We start from the raw sequence: 25603 nt of genomic DNA on the forward strand, positions 1-25603 counted from the left end.
GAAGGACTAGACGCCCTTATGATCCCGTCCGCGCCCCTGATCGCATCCCTTCATTGCGAGAGCGAAGCCCATCTGAGCCACATGGCCGCTGATCTTGCCGGATTTCTGGAAGCTGGCGATCTGCTGGCTTTAAGCGGGCCTTTAGGGGCGGGGAAAACAGTGCTGGCCCGATCAGTGATCTGCAGCCTTTTCGAGCAGACCGATCTGGAGGTGCCAAGCCCCAGCTTCACGCTGGTTCAGGCTTATGAAAACCCGCCCGAAACTATGGGCAAAAATCCGCCGCCGCTGTGGCATGTGGATCTTTACCGCCTGCAAAATCCCGATGATCTGATCGAACTGGGGATCGAGGATGCCCTTGATGATCATCTGATCTTGATGGAATGGCCCGAACGTGCCGATCCCACCCTGCTTTCATCGGCGCTGTTCATCGAGATCGAGATCCGGCCCGATCATCGCCGCCTGCTTCATGTGCATGGCCAAAGCCCCTGGGCGGATCGGCTGGCCCCCTGGCTTTCGAGACATAATCCATGACCCGCGAACAACAATTGATCGATTTTCTGGCACAAACGGGATGGCACAAAGCTCGGCGCACTGCCATTCCCGGCGATGCATCCTTTCGCCATTATGCGCGGCTGGAACAGCCGGAGCGGCGCGCGATCCTGATGGATGCCCCCCCGCCCCATGAGGATGTGCGCCCCTTCATGGCCGTGCTCGGGGCCTTGCGATCTTATGGCTATGCGGCCCCGGCCCTTTATCATGCCGATCAGGATGCGGGGTTTTTAGTGCTCGAAGATTTAGGCGATGATCGCTTTAGCCGGGTCATCGCCCGCGATCCGGGGCTGGAGGCCGGGCTTTATGGGGCGGCGGTCGATCTGCTGGTCGATCTGCAGTGCCATCAGCCGCCCGCCCGCCTGCCTATCAGAGTTGGCAGCGATGCCGGCGATCATCATTCCCTGCCCCTTTATGACAAGGCGCTTATGCTGCGCGAAGCAGCGCTTTTTGGCGATTATTATTATCCGGCCTTTGCCCCCCCACAGATGGAAACGGATGAACAGGCCGCAGAGGTGGATCGCCTCAACGCGATCTGGGCGCAGTTGTTGGAGCGAACCAAAATCTGCGATGCAAACGATCCGGTTCTGGTTCTGCGCGATTATCATGCCGATAATCTGATGTGGCTGCCCAACAGAGATGGCCTGCAAACAATCGGCCTTCTTGATTTTCAGGATGCCGTGCGCGGCCATCGGGCTTATGATCTGGTCTCGCTTTTGCAAGATGCCCGGCGGGATGTTTCGGCCGATCTGGAACGCCGGATGATCCGCCATTATCTGGAGGGGGCGAAAGCCGCAGGCCAGCCCATCCCTGAAGCCGCCTTCATCGATGATTATACCCTTCTGGGGGCCCAGCGGGCCATCAAGATCATCGGCATTTTCACCCGTTTATGGAAACGCGATGGCAAGGATCGCTATTTGCAACATCTGCCACGCATGTGGGGTCTTTTGGAGCACAATCTGGAGCATCCCGCCCTGTGTGATCTGAAGGCCCAGCTTGATCGGATGATCCCCGCCCATCAGCGCCAGCGTACCCTGCCATCAAGGGATCGGATGTTATGACCACAGATCGCATCGCCACCACCCTGCCCCATATCGTTCAGGCTGAAATTCATGCCCGGATCCCCCACAGCGCCATGCTTTTTGCCGCCGGTCTGGGCACAAGAATGCGCCCGCTCAGCGATGATCGCCCCAAAGCGCTGGTGGACATGGGGGGGAAGCCGCTGATCGCCCACAGCCTTCAGCATCTGGAACGGGCAGGCGTGAAACGGCTGGTGGCGAATGTGCATGCCCATGCCGATCAGATGGAAAACTGGCTCGCCCAATGCGGTTCAACCCTTGAAATTTTATGTTCTGATGAACGCGATCTTTTGCGCGATACCGGCGGTGGCCTGAAAAAAGCCGCGCCTTTATTGGGGCCTGATCCGGTTTTCACTTTGAATTGCGATGCCTTTTGGCAGGATGGTCTGGTCAACAGCCTCGCTTATCTCGCCAGCCGCTGGGATGGTGATGTGATGGATGCCCTGCTGATGATCGTGCCCAGCCGCTTTGCTTTGGGCCATGAGGGGCCGGGGGATTTCATCATGGATCAGATGGGGCGATTGCAGTTTCGCAAGGAACGCACCATCAGCCCCTTTGTTTTTGCCGGAATTTCGATCCTGAAGCCCGATCTGGCCGCCGATCATCCGGGCGATGTCTTTTCCTTGCGCGAGATCTGGGCCGAACTGGCCATGAAGGATCGGCTTTATGGGCTTGTGCATGAAGGGCCATGGGCCCATCTGGGCAGCCCCGAGGCCCTGAGGCTGGCGGAGCGCACACTTCTTGATTAAGCTTGGAAGATGATGACAGACAATCCCGCATCGTCGCACAATCCATCCCTTCATGATCAAGCCGTTCGGGCGCCATCGGTTTATACCATCGGCCCGGCCCATTCCTTTGTCGATGCGCTGGCCCGCTCGCTTCTCGATCAATATGGCGATCAACCCCTTGCTTTGGGGGCCATTCAGATTTTATTGCCCAATCGTCGCAGCGCCCGCAGCCTGCGTGAAGCTTTTTTGCGCAATCATGGGGGCCGGCCCATGCTTTTGCCGCGCATGTTGGCGATTGGTGATGTGGATGAAGATGCGCTGGATATCACCGCGCCTGCCAGCGATCTGATCGATCTGCGCCCGGCCATCAGCGATACGGATCGCCTGTTTTACCTCACCCGCCTGTGCCTGCAGATCCCCGAAAATCATGGCCGCCCCGGATCGATGGCCGCCGCCTTGAAGCTCGCCCGCGATCTCGCCCGCCTGATCGATAGCGTTCACACCGAGCGTCTCGATTTCAGCCGACTGAAGGAACTGGTGCCCGAAAAGCTGGCCCATCATTGGCAGAATACCCTGAAATTTCTTGAGGTGATCACCGATCAATGGCCCCGGCTGCTTGATCATTTGGGCCAATGCGATCCCGCCGAGCGCCGCAATGGGCTTTTGGCCGCCCTCACCCAAAAATGGCAAACCCATCCGCCCCGGGGCCTGGTGATCGCTGCGGGCAGCACCGGATCGATCCCTGCCACCGCCGATCTGCTGGCGCTGGTGGCCCGCCTGCCCAAGGGCTGTGTGATCCTGCCGGGCTTTGATCGCAGCCTTGATGATGATCTGTGGCAGGCTCTTGATCCCGGCCATCCGCAATTTTTGATGAAAGCCCTGCTCGATCATATGAGGGTTTCCCGCCATGAGGTGGAAAACTGGCCCCTGGTGAAAGCCGATCAGGCGCTGGAATCCCAGCGTGCCGACCGGCTTTTGCTGATCAATTCAGCCCTTTTACCCGCCAAACAGGTGGATCGCTGGAACGCCATCAGCATCGATCATCAAACAGCGAAAAAGGGCCTCGAGCGGATCGATTGCGATGGCCTTAGCGAAGAAGCGGGGGTGATCGCGCTTTTGCTGCGGGAAGCGCTCGACCACCCCGAAAAGCGGGCGGCGCTGGTCACCCCGGATCGGGCTTTGGCCCGGCAGGTGCGCGCCCATCTCGCCCGCTGGGATATTGCCATCGATGATTCCGCCGGCGATCCGGCAGAACGCAGCCTAAGCGGCAGCTTTTTGCGCCTCACCCTCAGCTTTGCCGCCGATCCCGGACCGATCAATCTGCTGGCCCTGCTCAAGCATCCTTTGGCCGCCGCCGGAATGAAGCCTTCGGCCCTTCGTCAATTGGCGCGGCGGCTTGATCGCCATGAAAGCCGCGAAGGCTCGGCCCTGCGCGGCCCCCGGCCCGAAGCCAGCATCGATGGCATGGAAAAAGCCGCCGCCGATGCCGGGGTGGATGAGGCCGATCTCGGACTTCTGAACAAGATTTTCGCGCTTTTAAGGCCACTGGAAAGCGTGCTGCACAGCCCCTCTTTGGCGGTGGGCGATCTTTTGTCATGCCATCTTGATGTGGCACAAAATCTGGCGCAATCCCATGATCAAAGCGGCGCGGATCGCCTATGGCGGGGCGAGGCGGGCGAGCATCTGGCGCAGTATCTGGCAAAAGCCCGGGCAGGCATTGATTGTTTGGGCGCCACGCGGGGCAAGGATTATCCCGCTTTCTTTCATGCCCTGATCACCGATCAGATGGTGCGGCCGCGCTATGGGATGCATCCGCGTCTGGCCATTTTGGGGCCGATAGAAGCCCGGCTGCATCATGTGGATCTGATGATCCTTGGCGGTCTGAATGAAGGCACATGGCCTGCCAATCCCGGTCATGATCCTTGGGCGAGCCGCGCCATGCGCAAAGATTTCGGCCTGCCCGATCCCGATCAGCGGATCGGCCAATCCGCCCATGATCTGGTGCAGGCCATGGGCGCGCCCCATATTATTCTGACCCGCTCGGGAAAGGTGGATGGCACCCCCAGCGTGCCCAGCCGCTGGCTTTCCCGGCTGGAAGCGCTGGCCCCCTATCTTGATGGCAGGAAAAGCCCCATGGTCAGGCTTTATCAGGCCCTTGATCAGCCCGATAAAATCGAGCCCATCGATGCGCCCCGCCCCATGCCGCCCTTAAGCGCCCGGCCCCGCAGCCTTTCGGTTACGCAGGTGGAGCTATGGGTGCGCGATCCCTATGCCCTTTATGCCCGGCATATTTTAAAGCTGCGCCCCCTTGAGGATCTGGAGGCCGAACCCGGCGCCCTTCATAAAGGGACCATCTGGCATCAGGCTTTGGATGATTATAAACGCCGGGCGATCCCCACATGGAGCCGGGATGAGGCTTATAAGGCATTGATTGAATGCGGCAAAACCGCCTTTGGCCCCCTGCTCGAACGCCCGAGCATCTGGGCCTTCTGGTGGCCACGCTTTCAAACCATGGGACGGCGCTTTTTAGAGATCGAGGAAGAACGCCGGGACAGCCATGAAACCATTGCCACCGAAATCAGGGGGGAATGGCCGATCCATGAAGGGCCCTGGCCTTTTACCCTGAAGGCGCGGGCGGATCGTTTGGATCGCGAGCGGGCAAGCGGACATATTGAAATCATCGATTATAAAACCGGCTCGCCCCCCCAAAAGCGCAGGATCGAAGCGGGCTTTGCCCCGCAATTGCCACTGGAAGGCGTGATGGTCAATGAAGGGGCCTTCAATGGCCTTCTGCCCTGCGCCGTTGCCGGTTTGAGCTTTTGGCAATTGCGCGGCACCCGCGACCCCATCGAGATCAAGCATGTGGCAGGCCATGATGAACAGATCAGCGCCAGCCGAGCCGGATTTTTATCCCTGCTGGCGCGCTTTTCCAAGCCCCACACGCCTTATCTTTCCAATCCCCGCCCGGCCAATACGGGCTATGGCGATTATGATCATCTGGCACGCACGGCGGAATGGACCCGATTGCCCGATCTTGATGACCTGCCCATGGATTTCAATGGCCATGAACCCATAAAGGAAGATTGAGCGATGCCCCCCCCCGCCGATCCCCATCAAGGGCCCCTTCTGAACACCGGCGAAGGGCTGACCGCCGTGCAGGATGCGGCCAGCAATCCGCGATCCAGCATTTGGGTGATGGCATCGGCAGGCACGGGGAAAACCCATGTGCTGACGGCGCGGGTGCTGCGGCTGCTTTTGCGCGGGGTTCGCCCCGAACAGATCCTGTGCCTCACCTTCACCAAGGCCGCAGCCGCCGAAATGGCCAATCGGCTGCGCAAAACTCTGGGCACATGGGCCAGACTGCACGATGATCAGGTGCTCGCGGCCGAGATCAATCTGAAATCCGGCGAACGCGCTGATGCGGCGATGCTGAAGCGGGCGCGGCAGCTTTTTGCCCATGTTCTCGATCTGAGCGAAGGGCTGCGGATCCAGACCATTCATGCCTTTTGCCAGGCCCTTTTGGGCCGCTTTCCGCTGGAGGCGGGCCTGTCGCCCCATTTCGATCTGATCGAGGATCAAGGGGCAAGAGACCTGCTGGCAAAAGCCCGCGAAGACGTCATCAATCATAGCCGCCATCTGGCAAAAAATGATCAGAAACTGGCCGATGCCATCAGCCGGATCGCCAGCGAGGTGAATGAGGAAGGGTTTGACGCCCTGATCAACACCCTGATCCATGAACGCCGGATTTTACATGATCTTTTGCAGGCTTATGGCATGGAGGGGCTGATCACCGCCATCCGCCGACGGCTGGGGGTGCATGAGGGGGAAACGGCCGAAAGCCTTCTGAGCGATGCGTTGAGCGACGATGCCTTGCCCCTCGATGACCTCAGGCATTTTTTGTCCCTCTTGCATGAAAAGGGCGGGGTAAAAGATAAACAACACATCCCCGCCCTGGAAAGCATCATCGCCACGCCTGCTTCAGAGCGCGCAGCCCATTGGGATGCCTATGGCCTTGTTTTTCTGACCGGGAAGGGCGAACCCCGCAAAACAAGCGTTTATCCAGTGAAAGCCGTGAAAACGGCCTGGCCCGAGGTGGTCGATTTCATCGCGAACGAAGCGGCGCGCCTCCTCGCCATCGACGACAGGCGCAAGCTTATTCAGGTGAGCCAATTTGCCGAAGCGGCTTTGCGCGTGGGCGCGGCGATCCTGTCAAACTATGAAGCCGCCAAAACACGCGAAGGGGTTCTGGATTATAATGATCTGATCGCGGCAACGGAAAAGCTTTTGAAGCGTGACGATATCGCCCCATGGATTTTATATAAGCTCGATGCCGAGATCACCCATGTGCTGGTGGATGAGGCTCAGGATACCAATCCCGAACAATGGTCGGTGATCAATGCGCTGACCGATGATTTCTTTTCCGGCCAATCCGCCTATGAGCCGAAACCCGTCAGCGATCAGCCGCCATTGGATCGCACATTATTTGCGGTGGGGGATTTGAAGCAATCGATCTATGGCTTTCAGGGGGCCGATCCCCGCGCCTTCATCACGGCCCGCGACCGGGTGCACGACAAGGCCGAGGCGGCCCATAAAAATTTCGGCCAGATCGACCTCGATCAATCCTTTCGCTCGGTGCAGGCGGTTTTATCCCTTGTGGATGCGGTGTTTGATGATCCGACGCTGACCGAGGGCATCAGCCTTGAAGAGCGGGCGATCCGCCATCAGGCCCATCGCGCGGGCCATGGCGGCCTTGTGGAGCTATGGCCCATCGAGCCGCAATCCGAAAAGATCGTGGATGATGCCTGGGATGTGCCCGATCAGCAGCAGCCCGATGATAATGTGCAGGCCCGATTGGCGGTGCGTATCGCCCGGCATATCCGCGCCCTGCTCGATAGTGGCGAACAGCTCAGCGCCCGGGGGCGGGCGATCCGGCCGGGGGATATTCTGATCCTGATGCAAACCCGCTCACCCTTCGTTGATTTTCTCATCAAGAAACTCAAGCAATTGCATGTGCCGGTGGCCGGATCGGATCGCATGACCATCACCGACCAGATCGCGGTCAGGGATATGCTGGCGGCGGCGCATCTGGCCTTGCTGCCCGAAGATGATCTGTGTTTGGCCACGGTTTTAAAGGGCCCCCTGATCGCCCTTGATGAAGCGGCTTTATTTGATCTGGCCCATGATCGCGGCCAGCAAAGCCTGTGGGATCGCCTGCGGGAAAAGGCCCCCGATCACCCGATCTTTACCCCGGCTTTAAAGCAGATCGAAGCGATCCTCGCCAGAGCCGATCTGATGCCGCCCTATGAATTTTTTGCGCGCTTGGCAGGCCCCTTGGGGATGCGCCGGGCGCTGATCGGTCGGATGGGGGCCGAGGTGCTCGATCCTTTAGATGAATTGCTGCGCCTTGCCCGCGATTATGAAACCAATCAGCCGCCATCCTTGCAGGGCTTTTTGCAATGGATCGAACGGGGCGGGGCCGAGATCAAACGCGATCCCGAACAAAAAGGCCGCAATGAAGTGCGCATCATGACTGTGCATGGGGCCAAAGGCCTGCAAGCGCCCATCGTTTATCTGCCCGATTGCAATCGTCTGCCGCCTTTGTATCAAAGCCTGCTGAAGCTTTCCCCCGCCGCCCCCAGCGGGCGGCCTGATCTGCCTTTGCTGATCTGGCGCGGCAATAGCAAAAGCCTTGAAGTCGGCCCCTTGAAACAAGCGCGCGATGCGCTGACCGCCATCACCGAACAGGAATATTGGCGGCTGCTTTATGTGGCGCTGACCCGGGCCGAGGATCGGCTTTATGCCTGCGCATGGGAAACCCGCGCACAAACTGCGGTTCAAAGCTGGTATGAACGGATCAAAAGCGGGATGGAGCGGCTAAAGGATGTTGAACACATTACCAATCCCGAAGACGAGCGCATCATCCTGCGCTTTTCCGGCGAACAGACCTGCCCGCCCAAAGCCGAGGAACAGGCGCTGGAACCCGATGGCCCGATTGACCGGCCCGCATGGCTTGATCAGCCGCCGATGGCCGAACCGATCCCTTCGCGCCCCTTGAGCCCCTCGCGCCCCACAGATGAAGAGCCTGCAGCCTTAAGCCCCCTTGAAGCCGGGCAATCCCATCGCTGGCAGCGCGGGCTTTTGATCCATAAATTGCTGGAGCTTCTGCCCGAGATCGCCCCCAAAGATCGCGAAGCGGCGGCGCGGCGCTTTTTGGCGCAACCCGCTTATGCCCTCGACCCCAAAACCATCGATCAATGGTGGGCCGAGATCGCAGCTATTTTGGATGCTGAAGATTTTTCGGCCCTTTTTGCCCCGGGCAGTCTGGCCGAGGTGTCTTTGGCCGGATTGGTGGGGGATCGGGCGATTTCCGGCCAGATCGATCGGTTGGCGGTATCGGATCAGGAGGTATTCATCATCGATTATAAAACCAACCGTCCGCCCCCCCTCAGGGTCGAGGACACCAGCCCCGCCTATCTGCGGCAAATGCGGGCCTATCGCGATGCCCTGCGCCGCATTTATCGAGATAAACCGATCCGCTGCGCCCTTTTATGGACCGATGGGCCGCGCTTGATGGATCTGCCCGATGATCTGCTCGATCGCCAAAAGCTTACGGGCTAAGACGGCGATTTTCATTCAACATCGCTTGATGTCGTTCTGGCATCTTGACCGGGGGCATGGGCCTCCCTACTTTCAGGCCAAGCAGACGCATCCGGCCTTCATCCTCGTGAATGCCGCCCATGCGCCTTTCAGCCAAGAGAATGGAGTGCATGATGGCGACGATTAAAATCAGTGACGCAAGCTTTGAAAATGATGTTTTGAAATCCGATAAGCCGGTTCTGGTGGATTTTTGGGCCGAATGGTGTGGCCCTTGCAAAATGATCGCCCCGGCTTTGGAAGAAATTTCCGGCGAGCGCGATGATCTGGTGATCGCCAAGATCAATATCGATGATAATCCCGAAACGCCCACCCGCTTTGGCGTGCGCGGCATCCCCACGATGATCCTGTTTCACAAGGGCGAAGCGCAGGCCACCAAGGTGGGTGCCCTGCCAAAACAACAGATCGCAAGCTGGATCGATGACGCCCTTTTGTAATCCTGCGCCTTTGCTGATCGCATAAAATCACACTGCCCCAACGCCCGGTCCCCCATGGCCGGGCGTTTTGCTTTGGTGCGCGGACAAAACAATTTTTGCCATAAAAAAGGGGGGCGCATCAGGCCCCCCTTTGCCGCAAGGCATTGGCCCTGATCAGAAGCTGGAAATCAGCCGAACATAAGCCATGCGCCCACGGGGATCATGGGTGCGGGTTTCAAAACCAGCATCGGTATTCACAAAAGGCGGTGCATTATCAAACAGGTTAATCGCCCCGATGGTGATGCTCGCCCCTTTCAGGGGGCCATATTCACCGAAGCTATAGCCATATTGCATATCAACCGTGGTGTGGCTTTTGATCTTAGCGAACTCAAGCCCACCATCACATAAAAGCGTTTCAGGATTGGGGCTTGAGAAATCCGCCGGGCTATCGCCGCCGCCGCAATTCTGATCATCTTTGAGGCTATCGGTATGGCGCACGAAGGTCACAAAATTATGGCCGCCATTGCGATAGCCAAGGGTGGCATTGAAGCGCAATTCCGGGATGGGGGCGGCAAAATTCTGCGAATTGCGCAGGCCTGCCGCATCGATAATCGTTTCCCCCACACCGACGGGTGCCCGATATTTATTGACATAGGTGCCTTCGATCCCGGCGCGGAAAGTGCCGATATTGGTATCATAATCATAATTGACCGAGGCATCGACGCCATTGGTTTTGATCCCCGCCGCATTCACAAATTGCGTACGCACAAAAGCGAGGCCGCCAGTGGGCCCAAGCACCACATCCCGACCCAAAAGCGTGGGATCGAAATTGGGATCGCTCTCGATCAATGCCCGGCGAGCCACTTCTTCGGGCTGCTGACGAATGATGATGTCATCAAAGTCAAATTGCCAGAAATCGACATTCAATTCCAACCCGGCGATGGGTGTGGCCGTGAAGCCAACATTGAAATTGGTCGATTCTTCGGGCGCCAGTTCTTCATTGCCCACAGTATTAATGGCAATGAAAGGCTGCCCGCCATCACGGGGATCTTCCACTGAATTGAGGCTGGTTTGATTGCCGAATTGCTGGAAGATCGAAGGCGCGCGAAAGGCGGTGCTGAAAGAGCCACGGACCGAAAGCCAATTGGTGGGGGTGTAAAGAACTGCAACCCGGGGATCAACAGAATCGCCGATGCTGCCGCCATAATCTTCAAAACGCACCGCCGCCGAAATTTCCAGATCCTCGGTTACCGGAATCTGGGTTTCCGCAAAAAGCGCATAAACATCCCGGCTTCGGTCAAAATCTTCAACCGGTGCGGTAACAAACAGGAAATTACCGCGATTGGTATTATCATCCTGATCTTGTGCCAAACGGTCATCACGATATTGGAAGCCGAAGGCCACGCCCAAGGGACCAGCAGGCAGATCAAAAGCCTTGCCCGCAATCACGCCATCCAGAACCGTGAGATCGCTATCCCCTTCGATATTGATGTCGCCGGTGATGAAATCCAAGACATCGCTGCTATTGCGAACCGGCGCAAAGACCTGATTGCCCTGAGCATCGAGTACACCGGGCACCGGAACAGTTGCACTGGGATCAGCCAGAAAGCCCGAGCCGAAGGGATTATAGAAAAAGCAATTGCCAACGCCCGGCGTACCAGTGGCGGGATTACAATTCTGCCCGCCCAAGCCGTTCAGCGCCAGATTGGTTTGCAAATCCAAGCCATCGGAGCTGTTCAGGCGGTAATCATTGATGCCCCGGGTATAGCTGACATCATAATACCAGCTTTCTGAAATATCCCCCCGCATCCCGGCATTGATGCGATAGGTATTATGGGCAAATGTATTGGGATTGGGATCATTGGTGAAGAAATCATCCACCTGCCCTGAACCGGGGCTGCGACCAACAAAGAAGAGCGCCGCACCGGTAAAGGGATTAAACGGATTGTTAGGGGCGATGAACAGCGGATTGATGATCGGGAAATTCGAGGTTTGGCGCGTGGCGCGATTGCGCGCATAGGTGAATTCGCCGTAAAATTCCGCCGCTTCGCTGAATTCATGGGTAAGGCTGGCATAGCCCTGCAACCGTGTTTCTTCGGGCACATGATTGAAATCGCGGGCGAAATCAAATTGGCAGGTACCATTGAAACCGCCGGTGCCATTGGGCAGAGCAATATTCACACCCGTGCCCAGAAAGGGATCCTGCAGGGGAGCAAATTCCACATCGTCATCAAATTGGGCGGCTTCGGCGCATTGGGGATCGGGCACCACCAGATTGCCCTGGCCCAAGGCTCCGAACAAAGCCGCCAACGCTGGCAGATCGGGATTGGATGGGTTCAATTGCGGAATGGGGGGTGAAAGAAAGATGAAATTGCCCGGCGTGCTGGTAATGCTCGATACGCTTTGGCCATTTACGCCACGGAAGGCTTCGGGGCGAAGATCACGCTCCCGCGTGGTCAGCGATGTGCGATCAAGATAGCTGGCCGCCACCACCACATGGGTGCGATCATTCCCGCCACCGATGATGCCTTCAACCTTCAGGTCATTCTGGCTGTGCTCGGTATTGCCCTGCCATTCGCCTTTCAGTTCCAAGCCTTCAAATTTGCTGCGGGTGATGAAATTGACAACACCGGCCACCGCATCCGAGCCATAGATGGCCGCCGCCCCATCCTTGAAGATTTCCGTGCGCTCAAGGGCGATCATCGGGATCAGGGAGGCGGTATCGACGAACAAAATCCCCTCATCGGTAGGCGCGGCCGAACTCACCTGTCGCTTGCCATTCAACAGCACAAGAGTGGACGCAAGACCAAGACCGCGCAGATTGATCGATTCCGTACCCGTGGTCAGATTCTGGGTAAAGGCATCAGGATTATTCTGCGCCCCGCTATTGATGGTGAGGGTATTGGTGAGATCGGCAATATCGGCCGCCCCGATTTCGCGCATATCATCCTGACCAATCACCGAAATGGGTGAGGGCCGTTCGGATTGGCGCGGCGAGCGGATATAGCTACCGGTAACGGTGATTTCTTCAAGGCCGGCATCATCCGCCACCGATTGCTGCGCTAAGGAAGGGGCGGCTATCAGGGTGGCAAAGGACAAAGAAGCCAAAGCCGTTCCGAACTTTAAAGCATCGATCTTTTTCATGAGGTCCCCCTGGCGGGTTTATGACGAAATTAAATGAACTGAAGGCAGAGAAGGGGGGCGCATCAGGCCCCCCATGCATCAGAATTTGGTCAGCAGCCGCACATAAAGCACCCGGCCACGCGGATCATGGATCTTGCTGTCAAAGCCGCCATTGGTGTTGACCGAGGGCGGATCTTCCCCGGTGACATTGATGGCGCCAACCGTGACCCCTACATTCTCGGCGAAATCGAGATATTCGCCCAATTGCACACTATATTGCAGATCGACCGTGAACTGGCTTGATACCCTGCCATTTTCTTCGCCCAGGAACGTGGCGGTGGGGCTGAGCTGATCATCATTATAATCATGGATATAGCGGCCCACGGCAAAGAAGCTGTGCGCGCCCATGGCCCAATTGATCCCGCTATTAAAGCGCAGGCGCGGCGTGGGATCGCCCACATTGCGGAAATTGCGATTGCCAACACCGCGGATCTCGATCCCCAATGTGGGATCAAAGACATCATAGTTGAAAATATAGGTGCCTTCGAAAAAGGGTGAGAACACCCCATAATCGGTATCCATCACATAGCGCAGATTGAGATCCACCCCATCTGTTTCAATGCTGGGCGCATTCACGAACTGGGTATTCACCTGCGAGAGGAGCGGCAAAGCGGCCCCCAAAGGACGGACGAACTGCGGGGCCAGAAGCGGCAGGGGATTGCCGGTATTGCGGAAGGTTTCTCCCGCCGCATCCAGAAGCGCCTGAGCGTTTTCTTTAACGATGGCATCGCGGAATTTGAAATTCCAGTAATCCACATCCACCGAAAGCCCTTCAAGGAAGGATGGCTCCCATGTGCCGCCCAGATTGAACTGGCGCGATGTTTCAGGCTTCAGATTCTGATTGCCGGTGGTGAATTCGGCAATGAAGGCGGTATTGCCGACCAGCGGATCGGTCAATTGCGCCAGAGCCACGAAACCTTCGGTATTCTGCTGGAACAAGGATGGCGACCGGAAAGAGGTGGAATAGGTGCCGCGCAATCTCAAATCCGGGGTGGGGGTGATCAGCACGCCCACCTTGGGATCAACGGTATCCCCCACATTATCAATATCTTCATAACGAACCGATGAACTGATTTCAAACCAGCTCGTGACCGGCAGATTGATTTCGGCAAAAACCGCCGCAACATCGCGATCCGCCTCCCAATCATTGACCCGGGTGCCAGCGCCGCTCACGAACAGAAAATTGCCATTATTGGAATTGGTATCGGCATCGACGGAAAATTCTTCATTGCGGAACTGCGCGCCGATGGCAAGGCCGATCTTACCCCCCGGCAAAGTGATCGTATCGCCCAGATCACCCGAGAGCACCGCATCAACCACCAGAAGATCGGAATCGATATCGATCAGATTGCGGCCAAGGATGAAATCGAAAATCTCGTCGCTATTGGCCACGGGCACAGGCAACCCGGTGACCGGATTGATCACCGTGGCCCCTTCGGGCGCGGTGAAGGACGAAGCAAAGGGATTGAAGAACTGGCAATTGCCAACCCCCGGCACCCCGGTCAGCGGATTACAATTTTCTCCACCCAGGCCATTGAGGGCGAAGAAGAATTCTGTGCCCAGTGTATCCTGGGCCGACACCGTGAAATCATTTTGCGCGGCCACCAGATCGGTTTGCAGCCGCCAGGTATCATTGATCGCCCAATCCAGCCCCACAGCGGCCCGGAAGGTATCGGAATCATGGGTGCTGTCAACCGGCTCACCCTGGCCCAATGGCCGAACGAGGGCAATGGCATCCACCCCGAAAGGATTGAAAGGATTGGGGGCAATGGCCCGGGGATTATTGGGATCGCCAAAGGTGCCCGGTGCAAAAGACCCGGAAAAGCCGGGAATGGTTTGCGGGATCAAAACCGGGAAGGTGGGGGTATTACCCCGCTTGGCGCGATTGCGGGCAAAAGAAAGCTCGGTGAAGAATTCCAGATCATCAGTGATGCTGTAGCCCACCTTGGCAAAACCCTGCAGGCGGGTTTCTTCGGGCACCAGATTGAAGAAATCACCGAAATCAAGACGGCAGAAGCCAACCACCCCTGCCGGAATGCCAAAAGCCGGCACGGCAGCAGGCGGCAGGGAATTGGGATTGGAGGCACAGCCCGGATCCGCAAAAGCCGGGGTTTGCCCCGCCCCCACAAGGCCATTGAAAATGGCGCCAAAAAGCGGATTGGGCGGCGGTGCGGTGAGAATGAAGGTGCCGGGCTGACCGATAGAGCTGACATCCGGACCGCCGAATTCCGACAGGCGCTTTTCCCCTGTCGTCAGGGATGTACGATCCATGAAACTGATGGCAGCCACAGCATAGCCGCGATCAAACTGCACCCCACCCATGCCTTCGATCTTCAGATCGGTTTGCGTGCCGGTATCCACCACGCCCTGATAATCGGCCCTGATTTCAAAGCCTTCAAAGCGATCCCGGGTGATGAAATTAACAACGCCCGCCACCGCGTCAGACCCATAAAGCGTCGCCGCCCCATCTTTGAGGATTTCCATCCGTTCGATGGCGATCATCGGCACCAGCGACGAGGTATCCACAAAGCTCACCCCATCATCGGTGGTGGCCCCGCTCACCACCTGCCGGCGGCCATTCAGCAGGACGAGGGTGGACGACACCCCAAGACCGCGCAGATTGATATTGCTGGTTCCGGTGGAAAAATTCTGGGTAAAGGCATCCGGGTTGTTTTGCGATCCCGTATTGATGGTCAGGGTCTGGATGATATTGGCAATATTGGTGGCGCCGATCTTGTCGATATCGGCGCTGCCGATCACCGAAATCGGCGAGGATTGGCTCACCCCGGAAGAGCGGCGGATATAACTGCCGGTAACAACGATTTCCTCAAGGCTGAGTTCAGCCGGTTCTTGCTGCTGGGTTTGGGCCCAGGCGGAAGCAGACCCCAAAAGACAAGCAGACGTTGCAAGTGCCGTCGTCGCCCGTAATACGGATTTTGCGTAAAACATAATCTCTCCCAATATGACCCAAAACCACATGCAGTTTTGTTGTTAAGCGGCCTGCATCATGGTCATTATTTCTTTTCTGGACCGAGATTGATGGACTGCCATGCGTCCGTCAAGTGGCTCAATACTGCGGATGATAAGTAGTTGTCAGATTGCAACACCTGCCAAAAGCGGCAAGAAGGGTGCTTTCTTCTGGTTCTTGGGCTGTGCTTTTGTCTCAATCCATCTTGAGAATATCCTATTCATTCCCCTGACAAAGGCAGAGTCCATGAGCGAGAAAATGACAGGACGACTTTCCGGCAAGGTTGCGTTGATAACCGGCGCAGGATCAGGGCTTGGCCGTGCCATGGCCCTGCTCTTTGCCCGCGAAGGGGCCAAGATCATCGCCACCGATATCAATGAAAAAAATGCCCAAAGCGTTGCCCAGGAAATTGGCGATAAAGCCTTATTCCTGTTTCAGGATGTAACGGATGAAGCCCGCTGGGAAAGCGTCATCAGCGAAGCATGCGCCCATTTTGGCGGACTTGACATTCTCGTGAACAATGCCGGAATCGGGGGAATGGGATCGGTGGAAAGCACCTCGACCAGAGATTGGCGACGTATGCACGAGGTGGATCTCGACAGCGTATTCTTTGGCTGTCGTGCTGCCATGCCGGCCTTGCGCCAAAGCAAAAGCGCATCGATCATCAATATTTCCTCGATTGCCGGCATTCTGGCGGATGGCAATATGGCCTCTTATTGCTCATCAAAGGCGGCGGTGCGGCACCTCACAAAATCGGTAGGCCTTCATTGTGCGCGCAATCGCTATCCGGTCCGCTGCAATTCCCTGCATCCCGCCTTCATCGATACGGCGATTCTGGATGATGTGATCCCCGGCATGCCGCGCGATGTTTTATTGCAAAAACTGGCCAAGGGAAATCCCATGGGCCGGGTAGGCGATCCCATGGATGTGGCCTATGCCGCCCTGTTTCTCGCCAGCGACGAAGCCAAATTCATCAATGCCAGCGAATTGCTGATCGATGGCGGCCTCAGCGCTCAATGAATGGGCGCAATCATCCGCATATGAAAAGGGGGCCTGATCAGCGATCAAGCCCCCTTGCCCCACCCCATCCTGTTCAAACTACCGGGTTGTTCGAAAGTCAGGGTTGTTCAAAAGTCAGGGTTGTTCAAAAGTCAGTGCCGCCGTACCCGAAGCTTTCTGGCTGAAATCGGCAGTTCCCCATAATTCAGGATGATCGCGTAACATCGGCGCCCCCAAAAGCGGCTTGTTCACGCCCTGATGACAGGTGCTGCAATTGACCTTGGCCACATCGCCCAAAGGCCCCAATCGATTTTCGGGAAAGACGTCCGTCAGCGGTTTCAGATGATCTTGATTGATCATCCGGGTCATGCGGATGCCATGCCAGGCGGGCGTCCGCTGGGGCGGGCTTTGCGTCCAATCCCCAAAGCTGCGGCTATTATGGCAGAAGGTGCAATTCACCCCCAGGCTTTGGCTCATATGGATCATCAGAGCATAGGTTTTTTCAGTCTGCTGGATTGGCGCATCATGGGCACCGGGCAAAGCCTTGGGAGCCGCAATGCGGATTGCCTCATCATTGAGCAGATAAGCGCTGAAGGGATCAACAGGCAGGGAACTATAATTGATCGCTTCCACCGGATGATTCTGGCCACCATCCCAGCCCACCATCTTCGTTGTGGGGGGTGGGGCGGCAAACCAGATATTGGCGGGCACCGGCGCGCCGCGATGACAGCTATAGCAGGTGACGCCGGTTTGGACCACGTGATCGCCCCAATCGCTGTTGATCTGACGGGTCATGGAAATCATCGACCGGGCAACGACCTTGGTATACACACTGTCGTCGGCCAGATTTTCGGGATTATGGCAATAATTGCAGCCCTGTTCGGGCGGGGCCACCCATTCGGTGATATGGGCCATCAACCGATCAAACTGATCAGCCGTCAGATCCCCCAAAACCTGAATGTTCTGATAAATCTCGGTCGCCATCGGCCCATCGGCAGGCACCGGATCATAGATCGGCGGCGGCACCTCATTGAGCTTCACCAAAAGCGCATCGAGCCCTGGATTGCTCACCTGCTCCATCCCCGTGCCCCGATAGCCGATCTGCTGGCTATCAAGAGGGGGCACATCCACCGGATCATTACAGGCAGCAAGCCCCAAGGGCAGGATCAGCATCGTGATCAGCCCCGTTGTGCGCGCCCACCGGCCCGAAACAGGATTTCTCTTGTCTTTGAATGACATTACTGGCCTCCTGTGGCGGCGGGGTCAACAGCGGGGGTGTAAACTTCGGGATAGGTTGGGGCAAGCCCATGCTTGACCGCCCAAAGATACCAGTTATCCACAGCCGTTCCGGTCAGCAGAATACCGATTCCACCGGTCAGGGTGCATAAAACCGCAAACCACCAGGCCCAACGATGGATCGATTCCATGCTGGCATTAAAGCCCATGGTCCAGCGCCAGAAAAGGCCTGCGCGTTCAGATGCCGTGCCGCGATCAACGATCTGTTCGATTTCACGCTCGCCGCCAAAACGACTGACCGCCAGAATGGTGGCCGCATGCATGGCAAAGAGAAGGGTCGAACCATACAGGAAGACGATCGACAGCATATGGAAGGGATTATAGAACAAATTGCCATAACGCAGGGAAAAAGCCGCCGTCCAATCCAGATGCGGAAAAATCCCGAAGGGCACGGCTTCCGACCAGCTTCCCATCAATAACGGCCGGATGAAGCCCAGCACCAGATAAAGCCAGATTGCCGCGCCAAAGGCCCAGGCCACATGCGTGCCCATGCCAAGCTGAACTGCCCGGCGATAGGTGCGCACCCACCATAAAATGATTGAAGCGGTCAGGAAGAACCCGGCAATCAGCCACCATCCCCCTTCATTGAGAGGCGGAATGCCAATGCCATGCTCCGGCGATGGAGCCTCCAAAGCCAACCAGGGCAATTGCCGCACGAATTCCACCGGATCCCATCCCACCGAAGCCCACATATTGAGCCCGATGATCTCGAAAGCGACAAATCCGCAAACCAAAGAAATCAGACCAAGCCAACCCAGATAGATCGGCCCGATTTGCGCATCACCAAGGGCACCCAGCCAATAAACGAAGCCACCCTTGCCCACACGCGGTTCATTTCCGGCACCCAGTGGAACACCGGGATAAACCGGGCCTCTGATCTGAACCTGTGTGAAGATATTTTGATAATCAGCCATCATCGCCCCCTCAGGACCATACCGGCAGCTTCAGCCACCAATCCCAGAATTCCGGCCATCCGCGTGTCCAGAAAGGACCACTGATGACAATGCAAACGGCGCTCCAGAATCCCGCACTCAGCGCCAGAAACAGGCCCAGGCGGTGAATGCCCAGCGGCCCGATGGAATATCCCATGACATCCCGGAAAAAGGTGTTTTCATGCTCTGCCGTTTTCACCGGTTCGCCTTTGCGCGGATTGGTGGACGACAAGATCAGGGAGCCGTGCAGCGCCAGGGCAAATGTCGTGGCGAAAAAGAAGCTGACGGCGATCATATGGGCGGGATTATAGTGGAAGTGCAGATATTGGTAGCCCACATTGGACACCCAATCGAGATGCGAAATAATGCCATAGGGAAAACCATGCCCCCAGGCACCCAGCAAAAGCGGCCTGAAAACCACCAAAGTCACATAAGCGAAAATGGCAAAGCCAAAGGCGATGGGCACATGATAACCAATCCCCAGCTTTCGGCAGATTTCCACTTCGCGCAAAGCCCATGAAACAAAGGACCCGATTGCGCAAATAGTGATGACCTGCCAAAGCCCGCCTTCCTTGAGCGGGGCAAGGCCCAGGCCATATTCCAGATCCGGCGGCGCGATACTGATCTGCCACAAATTCCAGGTGGGCCCCAAAGCCGCCCCATAAACGATGAGGGCGGTTCCCAAGGCCGTAAAAAAGAGGGTGGTGATGCCAAAAAAGCCGACATAAAACGGTCCGAACCAAAAGTCGAACAGATCGCCGCCAACCAACGTTCCACCACGCACGCGATATTTTCTCTCGAAACTGAGCAAAGCCATGGTTGCTATCTCCGATCTGTCAAAGCAATCGTGCAATTACGCTCGCTTATACCGTTTCATGGGGTGGCAACGGGCCGGGGGCACATCTGTGCCACACCGTGCCGCCCGTTGACGTTTTCTGCGGCCCCTTTGGGGCCAGATACCCGATCAGATCCTGCGATCCTTTGATCAGGCAAAGCCCGCCATACGTGCTACCTGCATGGCCGAAGCTGCCGGACCTTCGATCCAGTTGAACCGATCGGTGCTGAGCAAGATGAAATGAATCAAAATCGCCAGCACGAATAAAAACACGAACAAAGCGATCAAAGACCGTCTTGGATCGAATAAAAGCCAAACGCGCCACATGATGCGTCCTCCTTGTGATCAGCCGAAAATCGGCAATGCGGTTAAGGCAAGCTGAGCGCCTTCCATAAGCGAACTATATCCGCCTTCGCCGGGCAGCCACGGACGCCACATCCACACAAGAACATGCGCAATGATGGCAATCACGGTGAACAGGATGAAGCTTTGCATGAAGATGCGATGAAATTCCTTCGCCTCATCTTCAGACAGCCCCGATAGGGAGCCGCCTCCTGGTGTTGTACTCATTCGTTTCTCTCCTTTTTAAGGCCGCAGCCTTGTGCGGACATCCGCACGGGTGACAAAGGGATGGGGGTCGTCAAAGATCGGGGCGCCGATCATCCCATTGCCCGAAAATGCGCCCCTACCACGACATGAAAGCATAAGGTATGCACGCAAGTGCTTTCTCCCGCGCCTCACGGAAAACCGTGCGGCGGGGGCCGTGTTCCTGGGCTCGCGCGGTAAAGGGTGAAACCACCCGCGCAAGCAAAACTGCCAAAAGAAATATCCAGAAGGTGGCATAAAGGGTGAGCCGCATGGCCAGAACATCACGGCGTCGGTCATCACTTACCGCCGGTCCTGTTTGTGCTAGATCAACCATTTCACTCTCCCTCGTCCTGTTTCCGGCGGGCCCATGCCGCACCGGTGGCCCAATGCTTAAAAAGCGCCGGACATCTGTGTTTTCGCACTCAAAACGGTCTCGACCGTCACCTGCTCATCACCCTGTTCCCGACACAGCCTTTCGGCCACATCGCGCAAACGGCGGGCTGCCGATATGCGGGTCAGCACGGAATGTTCCGCCACCAGGCTATCGAGCAGGGCGCGGGCTTCCTGTTCCCAATCCACATTTTTCCGCAGCTTGGCCGGAGTTGGGGTGCCGCCATCCATATCCTTGGCCAAAGGCAGAATATGAAACAGCACATCAAACAATGCGTTGCAGACTTCCTGCACCAGATAGCAGGCACCGGAATATCCCATGAAAGGCGTGCCGGTATGCCGCCGGATGATCCCGCCGGGAAAAGACGCCGGAATATAGGCCGACCGTCCGCCCCGCTCGGCGATATACATGCGTTCATTATAGCTGCCGAACACCATCACCGGAGCGGTGCGGGCAATCGCTTCGCGCACGGCGGCATTATCGGGCTTTTGCCCGGCCACCCTTGAAAAACTGAAGCAGCAGGGCAGGCCCATTTCCTCTTCAAGGAAATTGCGCACGCCCCGGCTATAGGTATCGGTGGCGACAATGCCGAAATTGGCGGTGGCAAAAAAATCCTGGGTCACCGACCGCCACAAATCCCAGATCGGCTTCAGGGTCGTGTTCTTTTCACGAGTGATGAAGGGTTCGGGATCAAGACCGAGCAATTCCCCCAAAGTTCGAAGAAATTTGCTGGTGCTGTGCAGGCCGATGGGTGCCTGCAAATAGGGCTTTTCAAGGGATTCACACAACAGGCGGCCAAATTCGCGATAAAGACAGATATTGACATCCGCATCCACCAGCCGCTTCACATCCGACAGATGCGAACCCAGCGGGAACACCATCGAAACCTCGGCCCCGATGCCTTCAACAAGGCGGCGGATTTCCGCCAGATCCGATGGCATATTGAAGCTGCCATAGATCGGGCCGATGATATTGACTTTGGGCTTATCCCCCTCGGCGCGTTTTTTGGGCTTGGGCATCTTGCCGCCCTTCGCGCCATATTGGGTCCACAGCCAGTTCATCGCGCGATCCGCGCTCTGCCACTGATCCTCATCGATGGTGCGCGGCAAAAATCTTTGAATATTGGTGCCTTGGGGAGTCACCCCGCCGCCGATCATCTCGGCAATCGAGCCGGTCACCACCACCGCAGGCTGATCGGGATCAAGGGTTTTATGGGCCCGGCGCATCGCATCTTCGGTGCCATGCTGGCCAAGCTCATCTTCGCCCAAACCGGTGACAACGATGGGCAATTCATGGGGCGGCAGGGCATCGGTATAATGCAAAACCGATGTGACGGGCAGATTTTCACAGCCCACCGGGCCATCAATGATCACCTGCAATCCCTTGATCGCAGAAAAAACATAAACCGAGCCCCAATAGCCGCCCGCGCGATCATGATCGAGAACAAGCATCAGCCCACCTCCGCATCGATGATGCTGCCGGTGGTCCGCTCGGCCGGCTTTGCTTTGGATGGCGCGGCTTTGGCGGGCAGGCGGGGGGTATCTTCCCAGATGCCTGCGGCATGGCCAGTGCCCACACCTTCAAAAAACCGCTCCATCACATCGAAGCGATCCTTATTCCCCATGGCCCCCGTCACCACCTGCGCCAGCGATCCTGCCCCCGCCGGGCCCATCAATGGCCGGGCCGAGATGAGATTGGTGAAATAAAGGGCGGGAATGCCGCGCTCTTTGGCTTTTTGCACCACCGGGGTGGTCCCGATGGCGAGATCCGGTTCAAAAGCCTCCATGGCCGCCAGATCCTGCTCCAATGAAGCGCGATAGCCAATCTCAACACCCTTTGCCAGCAGCCAATCGCGATCATCATCCGACCAGGGCGTGCGCGGGCAGGCCGTGCCCACATAGCGCACATCGGCCCCGCTTTCGATCAGCAGGCGGGCAACCAGCAATTCCGATCCCTCATAGCCCGAAAGGGTGATCCGGCCCTTGATGGGATGATCGGCCAAAGCCGCACGGATCGCGGGCAAGGCCTTGTTTTGCGCCTGCGCCAGTTTATCCGGCGCAATCCCGCACAGACCCGCAGCCGCTTCAAGCCAGGCGGCCGTGCCATCCACACCCACCGGGGCCGAACCGAATACCGGGCGGCCAGCGGCTTCAAACTCGCGCACCGAAGCCGTGTAAAAGGGATGAATGGCGGCCACCGCCGCGCAATCGAGGGCGCTGTATAATTCCCGCCATTCTCGCGTTGGCACCACCGGTCCGGCGGCCAGCCCCATGGGTTCAAGCAATTGATTGATGCTCATAGGATCAACGGGAAACATCTCGCCCAGCAAGGTGATGGTGGGCAGATCTTCGCGGCGACTTTCCGGGGACTGTACCGGCCCGCTCATGATTTCGGCGCGGGCATAAGCAAGCATGGCCCCGGCCAGCACATCCTTGGCCTCGGCATGGGTGGGCACCCCAAAACCGGGAACATCGATCCCCACCACCCGCACGCCATTGATCGATTTGGGCAGCAGGCGCAAAGGCACGCCCGAAGCCGTGGGCACACATAAATTGGTGACGATGATGGTATCATAAAGCGCCGGATCGGCGAGATCGTGGACGGCGTCCTTGATATCTTCAAAAAGCTTGCCGGTGACCAGCGTTTCCGAATTGAACGGCACATAACCCACGGTGCGCCGGGCCCCGTAAAAATGCGATGTGAAGGTCAGCCCATAAACACAGCAGGCCGAGCCGGATAAAACCGTGGCCGTACGCCGCATCCGCAAACCCACCCGCAGGCTGCCAAAAGCCGGGCACATGCTTTGGGGCTTATCATGAGGGCCAGCCGGATAATCGGCGGCATAGCGTTCAAGCACGGCGCTGTTGCCCGCCGCCTTTGCTTTTGCCCGCATTTTTTCAGCACCATTATGGCATGATGCCTCGGCTGCCGGGTCTTCAGACTTAGCCGGGGGCGGATCGATCTGAGCCAGTCCGCCCGGGCCTGCCGGATCAGACTTTTTCATAAATCACCTCCAGCGAGGGTTTGATTTTCACTTCGCCGCCGCACATATCGGCAAGGGTTGCAGGCTTCAGCACCACATCGCGGCCAACGCTATCGGCGGAAAACAGGTCAAGAAGGCCATCCTGATCCAAAGGCGTGGGGCGAAGCGGCCGCGCCGATGCCGCCTGCTCGGCCAGATCTTCAAACAAGGAAGCCCAGGGGCCGCCGGGCTTGCCAACGATCTGATAATTGGCCGATTTACGGCGGATATCCTCATCCTGAGGAATGGCGGCGAGAACCGGAATGCCAACGGTTTCGGCAAAAGCCTGCGCTTCGCCGGTGCCATCATCCTTATTGATGACCAACCCCGCGACCCCCACATTGCCGCCCAGATTGCGGAAATAATCCACCGCCGAGCACACATTATTGGCCACATAAAGGGATTGCAGATCATTGGAGGCCACCACGATCACCTTCTGGCACAGATCCCGGGCAATCGGCAGGCCAAAGCCGCCGCACACCACATCCCCCAGAAAATCGAGCAGCACATAATCGAAATCCCATTCATGAAATCCCAGCTTTTCCAAAAGCTCGAACCCATGAATGATGCCGCGTCCGCCACAGCCGCGCCCCACTTCGGGGCCGCCCAATTCCATGGCAAAAACCCCATCGCGCATGAAGCACACATCGCCGATGGCCACATCTTCGCCAGCCAGCTTTTTCTTTGACGATGTTTCAATGATGGTGGGGCAGCTTCGTCCGCCAAAGAGCAGTGATGTGGTATCGCTTTTGGGATCGCAGCCAATCAGCAAAACCCGTTTGCCCTGCTGCGCCATCATATAAGACAGATTGGCAAGGGTAAAACTCTTGCCGATTCCACCCTTGCCATAAATGGCAATCACCTGGGTTTTTTTATCCGAACGGTTTCCCACCGGCGGCTCGGACTCGTGAAAACTATCGAGCGGGCTCATCTGATGGACCTCCAATCCAATATCATTTTAAGGCATGCCGGATCGCCGAACGCGGTCCGGTAGGCATCATCGGCCTGACGCAAGTCGGTCCGATGGGTGATCAGATCATCAAGGGATAAAGCCCGCGATGAAATCAGGGTCATGACCGCCGCCAGATCATCAGGCGTCCATTGCGCCGCGATCCGCAAACGGGCTTCGCGCATAAAGGCGGGGGGAAAGGAAAAGGATAAAGGCAGGGCATAGAATCCGGCCAGATTGATGATGCCGCCCGGAGCGAGCCGGGCAATCAGGCGATCCAGAATGGCGCTATCGCCGCTGACATCGCAAATACTGTGATAATCGGTTTTCGGGTCACCATCGGGATGCACCACCTGATAACCCATCCCGCCCCCGCGGCGGCCCGCATCCAATTCCCATACCTTGGGATTGCCGCCGGCCTGCACCGCCAGCCGGGCGATCAGGCGGCCCAGAACCCCATGCCCGATGATCAGATCGGGCAGCGGTTCCGCTGTCTGTTTGGGGAAGATGGCATGATAGGCGGTGGCGGCCAGAGCTATCAAAATGCCCTGTTCCCCCAGATCGACGCCCACCCGCTCTTTGCTCAGGGAAATACAGCGATCAGCGGCAACCACCAGATGCGAAGCGGTCCCCCCAAACAGGCCCCTGACATCGCCAAAGCAATTGGCCCCGGGAACGAAAACCGCATCGCCCGCCTTATATCCGGTGGCCGATCCGGCCTCCAGAACATGGCCGACCGACTCATAACCCGGCACCAGAGGATAGCCCATGCCGGGAAAATCGGGCATGTCGCCGCTCCACAAAAGCCGTTCGGTGCCGGTGCTGATGCCGCTATAGCGGGTTTCAACCACAAGATCGGCATCATTGGGATCAACCAATGGCAGGGCCCGCAAGCCCAGCTCCTTTGGTTTTTCCAGAACGATTGCCATGCTCTCCATCTTGTTTTCGCTCCTTCAGCCTGTTCCTGCTGTGATGCCCATGCCTGCACGGGCTTGATCAGGGAATCGGCTTTCT

General features: G+C 57.4%; 18 protein-coding genes. 7 read left to right on the plus strand and 11 right to left on the minus strand.

Features of this window, described 5'->3' with window-relative positions; all coding sequences use genetic code 11:
- Positions 1–18: 18 nt before the first annotated feature.
- The 6 genes from tsaE (at position 19) to trxA (ending at position 9447) form a co-directional block, all read left to right on the plus strand.
- Positions 19–531 (plus strand): tRNA (adenosine(37)-N6)-threonylcarbamoyltransferase complex ATPase subunit type 1 TsaE, encoded by a 513-nt coding sequence (gene tsaE, locus AQ1_RS02400; protein ID WP_081837020.1) that lies wholly within the window; start codon positions 19–21, stop codon positions 529–531.
- The gene (locus AQ1_RS02405) at positions 528–1610 is read left to right on the plus strand and encodes an aminoglycoside phosphotransferase family protein (RefSeq protein WP_042083779.1); all 1083 of its coding nucleotides are present in this window, start codon (positions 528–530) and stop codon (positions 1608–1610) included. Before tsaE ends, AQ1_RS02405 begins: the two co-directional genes overlap by 4 nt.
- Complete coding sequence (locus AQ1_RS02410) at positions 1607–2377, plus strand: nucleotidyltransferase family protein (RefSeq protein WP_313982202.1); 771 nt, start codon at positions 1607–1609, stop codon at positions 2375–2377. Before AQ1_RS02405 ends, AQ1_RS02410 begins: the two co-directional genes overlap by 4 nt.
- 9 nt (positions 2378–2386) lie before the next feature.
- Positions 2387–5443 (plus strand): double-strand break repair protein AddB, encoded by a 3057-nt coding sequence (gene addB / locus AQ1_RS02415; protein WP_052370809.1) that lies wholly within the window; start codon positions 2387–2389, stop codon positions 5441–5443.
- A gap of 3 nt (positions 5444–5446) precedes the next feature.
- On the plus strand, positions 5447–8974 hold the full coding sequence (gene addA / locus AQ1_RS02420) for a double-strand break repair helicase AddA (RefSeq protein WP_042083781.1): 3528 nt from the start codon (positions 5447–5449) through the stop codon (positions 8972–8974).
- A 140-nt stretch (positions 8975–9114) separates the two neighbouring features.
- Positions 9115–9447 (plus strand): thioredoxin, encoded by a 333-nt coding sequence (gene trxA / locus AQ1_RS02430; RefSeq protein WP_081837021.1) that lies wholly within the window; start codon positions 9115–9117, stop codon positions 9445–9447.
- Positions 9448–9600: 153 nt separating this feature from the next.
- Here trxA and AQ1_RS02435 read toward each other — a convergent pair whose 3' ends face one another.
- Both AQ1_RS02435 and AQ1_RS02440 read right to left on the minus strand, forming a co-directional pair.
- Positions 9601–12570 carry a TonB-dependent receptor plug domain-containing protein gene (locus AQ1_RS02435; protein ID WP_042083785.1) on the minus strand — a complete coding sequence of 990 codons (2970 nt, stop codon included), beginning with the start codon at positions 12568–12570 and terminating at the stop codon, positions 9601–9603.
- 78 nt (positions 12571–12648) lie between these two features.
- The gene (locus AQ1_RS02440) at positions 12649–15558 is read right to left on the minus strand and encodes a TonB-dependent receptor plug domain-containing protein (protein WP_042083902.1); all 2910 of its coding nucleotides are present in this window, start codon (positions 15556–15558) and stop codon (positions 12649–12651) included.
- Between the two features lie 265 nt (positions 15559–15823).
- Here AQ1_RS02440 and AQ1_RS02445 point away from each other — a divergent pair, with 265 nt between their 5' ends.
- Positions 15824–16597 (plus strand): glucose 1-dehydrogenase, encoded by a 774-nt coding sequence (locus AQ1_RS02445; RefSeq protein ID WP_042083787.1) that lies wholly within the window; start codon positions 15824–15826, stop codon positions 16595–16597.
- Between the two features lie 114 nt (positions 16598–16711).
- Here AQ1_RS02445 and pufC read toward each other — a convergent pair whose 3' ends face one another.
- From pufC to bchC, 9 genes are all read right to left on the minus strand, one after another.
- Complete coding sequence (gene pufC, locus AQ1_RS02450; RefSeq protein ID WP_052370817.1) at positions 16712–17815, minus strand: photosynthetic reaction center cytochrome PufC; 1104 nt, start codon at positions 17813–17815, stop codon at positions 16712–16714.
- Positions 17815–18786 (minus strand): photosynthetic reaction center subunit M, encoded by a 972-nt coding sequence (gene pufM, locus AQ1_RS02455; RefSeq protein ID WP_042083907.1) that lies wholly within the window; start codon positions 18784–18786, stop codon positions 17815–17817. The genes pufC and pufM overlap by 1 nt, the downstream gene beginning before the upstream one ends.
- Positions 18787–18796: 10 nt before the next feature.
- Positions 18797–19621: a photosynthetic reaction center subunit L gene (pufL, locus tag AQ1_RS02460; RefSeq protein ID WP_042083789.1), complete on the minus strand. Its 825-nt coding sequence runs from the start codon at positions 19619–19621 to the stop codon at positions 18797–18799.
- A 168-nt stretch (positions 19622–19789) separates the two neighbouring features.
- Entirely contained in the window at positions 19790–19966 is a 177-nt protein-coding gene (gene pufA, locus AQ1_RS14810; protein WP_081837023.1) for a light-harvesting antenna LH1, alpha subunit, read from the minus strand.
- 18 nt (positions 19967–19984) lie between these two features.
- A complete protein-coding gene (pufB, locus tag AQ1_RS02465; protein WP_042083791.1) occupies positions 19985–20209 on the minus strand; it encodes a light-harvesting antenna LH1, beta subunit in 225 nt (74 codons plus the stop codon).
- Between the two features lie 408 nt (positions 20210–20617).
- Complete coding sequence (bchZ, locus tag AQ1_RS02470) at positions 20618–22069, minus strand: chlorophyllide a reductase subunit Z (RefSeq protein ID WP_042083793.1); 1452 nt, start codon at positions 22067–22069, stop codon at positions 20618–20620.
- Positions 22069–23622, minus strand: coding sequence for a chlorophyllide a reductase subunit Y (bchY, locus tag AQ1_RS02475; protein WP_081837024.1), 1554 nt, complete (start codon positions 23620–23622; stop codon positions 22069–22071). The genes bchZ and bchY overlap by 1 nt, the downstream gene beginning before the upstream one ends.
- Complete coding sequence (locus AQ1_RS02480; protein ID WP_042083795.1) at positions 23609–24571, minus strand: chlorophyllide a reductase iron protein subunit X; 963 nt, start codon at positions 24569–24571, stop codon at positions 23609–23611. The genes bchY and AQ1_RS02480 overlap by 14 nt, the downstream gene beginning before the upstream one ends.
- Entirely contained in the window at positions 24568–25527 is a 960-nt protein-coding gene (bchC, locus tag AQ1_RS02485; RefSeq protein WP_042083796.1) for a chlorophyll synthesis pathway protein BchC, read from the minus strand. The genes AQ1_RS02480 and bchC overlap by 4 nt, the downstream gene beginning before the upstream one ends.
- Positions 25528–25603 lie beyond the last annotated feature (76 nt).

Source organism: Iodidimonas nitroreducens (assembly GCA_000710935.1).
Lineage (GTDB): Bacteria > Pseudomonadota > Alphaproteobacteria > Sphingomonadales > Rhodothalassiaceae > Iodidimonas > Iodidimonas nitroreducens.